This is a genomic window from Lentilactobacillus parakefiri, assembly GCF_002157585.1.
Taxonomy (GTDB): Bacteria; Bacillota; Bacilli; order Lactobacillales; family Lactobacillaceae; genus Lentilactobacillus; species Lentilactobacillus parakefiri.
On sequence record NZ_BDGB01000117.1, the window covers coordinates 1 to 467 of the forward strand.

The window sequence follows — 467 nt, forward strand, 5'->3', positions numbered from 1 at the left end:
TCTCGGTTGAAATTATATTGAATACAATTTCAAAAAATTATTACAGAAAATTAATATTATCTAGTTTTCAAAGAACCAAGTCTGACACTCTCGTGTCAATGGAGAATAGCGGGATCGAACCGCTGACCCCCTGCTTGCAAAGCAGGTGCTCTCCCATCTGAGCTAATTCCCCATGTTACTCCGGTGATAGCTAACTATCAGGCCGTGGATGGGCCTAAATGGACTCGAACCATCGACCTCACGCTTATCAGGCGTGCGCTCTAACCAGCTGAGCTATAGGCCCAAAAAGCGTAACTACTTTTGAGAGTAGACCTCTCAAAACTAAACAAAACTTTCGACAATGTGCAGGATTCCGTTTTTCCTTAGAAAGGAGGTGATCCAGCCGCAGGTTCTCCTACGGCTACCTTGTTACGACTTCACCCTAATCATCTGTCCCACCTTAGACGGCTGGTCCCCGAAGGTTACCT

General features: G+C 45.6%; 2 tRNA genes and 1 rRNA gene. All 3 read right to left on the reverse strand.

Features of this window, described 5'->3' with window-relative positions:
- Positions 1-99: 99 nt before the first annotated feature.
- Positions 100-172 (reverse strand) — tRNA-Ala (locus LPKJCM_RS11535).
- 37 nt (positions 173-209) lie between these two features.
- Positions 210-283, reverse strand: a tRNA-Ile gene (locus LPKJCM_RS11540).
- Positions 284-366: 83 nt separating this feature from the next.
- Positions 367-467 (reverse strand): 16S ribosomal RNA (locus LPKJCM_RS11545); the annotation flags it as partial.